We start from the raw sequence: 2,920 nt of genomic DNA, 5'->3' as shown, positions 1-2,920 counted from the left end.
CTTTCGGATCCAGGTAAGTCATTCGGCCCAGAAACCTCCTCCCGAGTTCCTCCCGGCTGAGCCGGGGATACAAACAGAGCGCCTCGTGGCGCACAAAGTACGCTCCACCACCCAGCGTCTCGGCAGCACCACGAAGCCGCTCACGTCATCGCCGCGCCGCACCACCTCGACCTTCAGCGCGAGCTTCTCGCGCGCCCAGTCCACCAGCGCACCGGCGTAGCCGGAATCGGCCCACACCAGACGCACCCGGGAAAACAGCCGACGCACGGCGCGCAACAGGTGCACGCCCGCGTCACGGTCCTGCAGGTCGGCGGCGGTCACCCACACCACGAGCAGCAGTCCCAGGCAGTCCACCGCGATGTGCCGTTTCGACCCCGAGACCAGCTTCGCCCCGTCGTAACCGCGACGCTCGCCGGTGAGCGTCGACGCGCCGCGCAACGACTGGGAGTCCACGATCGCGGCCGTCGGCTCGACATCGTCCCGGCCCTCCAACAGCCGCACCTGCTCGCGCAGCCGGTCGTGCAGCACGTCCAGGAGCTCCTCGGCCTGCCAGCGGCGGGCGAAGGCATAGACCGCTCCCCAGGGCGGGAAGTCGGCCGGCATCGCCCGCCACTTGATGCCCTCGGACACCAGGTAGCGCACCGCATCGAACATCTCACGGTGGCAGTACCCCTCCGGATTGCCCCCGCGCCCGCACAACCAGGCAGGCAGCGGCATCACCCGCCGGATGACCTGCCACTCCTCCTCCGTCATGTCCGTGGCGTAGAAGCGGGCCCGCAGCGGACGGTCCCCGGCGTTGCCGTACAGATGGGCGAGACAGTCGCACGGCGCCGTGAACCGGACGTCGGGCAGCACACGATCAGGGACACAGACGGTAGCGTGAGACACAACGAGGCCCTGTTTCCTGCGAGTTCGGCGTAGACAACCGACACGCTAGAAGCAGGGCCTCGTCCTCGTGCCCTCCCGCTGCCACATCACACGACCAAGCCCGCCGTACGGGCGCCATCGAACACCAGCGGGTTGAAAAACAGCTAGTCAGATTCCGATCCTTCCCTTGACTCCTCCGGGACGCTCGCCGGCCGCGTTGCACTCGGCGAGAGGAACTGGCATGGCCCGGCAAGACGTCAAGGATGAAGTGATCTACCTCCGGTCGGCCGGGGTGGACCTGGGCAAGCGTTTCCTGCTCGCCTGCGTACGGGTCCCGAGCCTGAAGAGGACCGGGAACTGGAGCCTGGAGACCGAACGGTTCGCCACCACGCGCAGCGAGATCGAACGGTTGCGCTCCTGGCTCGTGGAACGCGGCGTGGAGATCGTCGTGATGGAAGCGACGTCCGACTATTGGCGCGCGGTCTACTACGCATTACAGCCGCATCTCAACCTCGCGCTGGTCAACCCGGCTCACCTCAAGGGGATCCGGGGACGCAAGACTGATCCCAGTGACGCGGCGTTCCTGGCCCGGGCCGGCGCCTCCGGCCTGGTGATGGGCTCCTTCGTGCCGCAGCGGCACATCCGTGAACTGCGCGATCTCACCCGGCGTCGCACCGAGATCGTGCGGGCCGCCGGGAGCGAGGCTCAGCGTCTGGAGAAGGAACTCGAGGACACCGGGATGAAGTTGAGTTCGGTTCTGACGGACCTCGTGGGTCTGTCCGGTCGCCTCATCCTGGAGGCCCTGGTCGCCGGCGAGCGGGATCCCGAGCGTCTGGCGGATCTGGCCGTCGGCAAGGCCCGTGCCAAGATCCCGGCTCTGGCCGAGGCGCTGGAGGGAGACTTCACCGAGCACCACGTCTTCATGGTCCGTCACTACCTGGACGAGATCAGTCGGCTCAACGACACGGTCAAGGTCTTCGATGCCCGTATCGCCACTCTGCTCGAGCGCTACGAGACGGACCTGATGAACCTGGACACGGTCCCGGGGATCGGCCGACTGGCCGCGGAGATCGTCATTGCCGAAACCGGCGGGGAGATGGCCCAGTTCGCCAGCGCCCACCACCTGGCCTCCTGGATCGGGGTCTGCCCCGGGCAGAACGAGTCGGCCGGGGTCAGCCGCTCTGGCCGTACCCGCCCGGGCAACCGCAGTATCAAACGCGTACTCGGCGTTGCGGCCATGGCCGCGATCAGGAACAGGAACTCCTACCTCGCCGTGTTCTACCGTCGCCTGGCCGCCCGCCGGGGCTCTCAGAGGGCACTGGTCGCGGTCATGCACAAGATCGCTATCGCAATCTGGCACGTCCTGCACGACCACGTCCCCTACCACGAACTCGGCGCGGACCACTTCGCCAAGCGGGACCCCGAACGAGCCATGCGCCGCATGACCAAGGAAGCAAACAGCCTCGGCCTCACCATCCGCTTCGATCCGATCGTGGAACCCGTAACCGCCTGACCAGCAGCAACTCTCTTCTTTTCGTGTCAGCCAGCGGGTGCTGCTGGCTGAGCTCGGGTTGTCCACGGGCGAGGTCGAGGTGTTCCACACGTGGGCCGGGCGGCGGCGTCCGGTCGCCGATGGCCTGGCTGTCGCGCATGCCTACACTGCTCGTCACGGCCACCTCGCCGTGTCCCAGCCCAGCGTCGTTGACGGTTTCGCGCTGGGGACCTGGCTCAGAAATCAATGCCAGCGGCAGCGCAGCCTCGGCCGGCCCACCCGGCTGGGACACCGTCTGACGGACCTCGATGCATGGTGGAACCCGCCCTGGCCGGTGGCCTGGCAACGCATGTGGTGGGCCTGCCGCTACCACCTGACCGGGCTCCCGGACGGTGTTGAGTGGTGGCCCGGCGCCCCGAACGACGAGCACATCACCGCCTGGCTGCGGGAGCAGAGTGCGCGACGGACACTGAGCGACTCCGTCGGGAATCTTGAGGACGGGCAGTAAACGATCGTGACGTTGCGTCAGGCTCGTTGGAACGTTCCGCCCATGTTTCGCAG

At 67.3% G+C, this 2,920-nt stretch carries 3 protein-coding genes; 2 read left to right on the top strand and 1 reads right to left on the bottom strand.

The genetic code is table 11. The features are described from left to right. Positions 1–18: 18 nt before the first annotated feature. Complete coding sequence (locus AB0N07_RS50180; protein ID WP_365847580.1) at positions 19–855, bottom strand: IS5 family transposase; 837 nt, start codon at positions 853–855, stop codon at positions 19–21. A gap of 253 nt (positions 856–1,108) precedes the next feature. On the opposite strand from AB0N07_RS50180, the gene AB0N07_RS50175 reads away from it, so the two are divergent. Next, positions 1,109–2,380: an IS110 family transposase gene (locus tag AB0N07_RS50175; RefSeq protein ID WP_365847578.1), complete on the top strand. Its 1,272-nt coding sequence runs from the start codon at positions 1,109–1,111 to the stop codon at positions 2,378–2,380. Between the two features lie 37 nt (positions 2,381–2,417). Further along, positions 2,418–2,867, top strand: coding sequence for a helicase associated domain-containing protein (locus AB0N07_RS50170; RefSeq protein ID WP_365847576.1), 450 nt, complete (start codon positions 2,418–2,420; stop codon positions 2,865–2,867). Positions 2,868–2,920 lie beyond the last annotated feature (53 nt).

The sequence above is a fragment of the Streptomyces sp. NPDC051172 genome, assembly GCF_040682555.1.
Taxonomy (GTDB): domain Bacteria; phylum Actinomycetota; class Actinomycetes; order Streptomycetales; family Streptomycetaceae; genus Streptomyces.
The sequence above is the reverse complement of the archived record's forward strand: the minus strand, read 5'-3'. Positions and strand labels throughout refer to the sequence as shown.

Bases quoted from the DNA above. Each gene is read 5' to 3' on its own strand.
- AB0N07_RS50175 (WP_365847578.1), top strand. From the start codon at position 1,109: ATGGCCCGGCAAGACGTCAAGGATGAAGTGATCTACCTCCGGTCGGCC.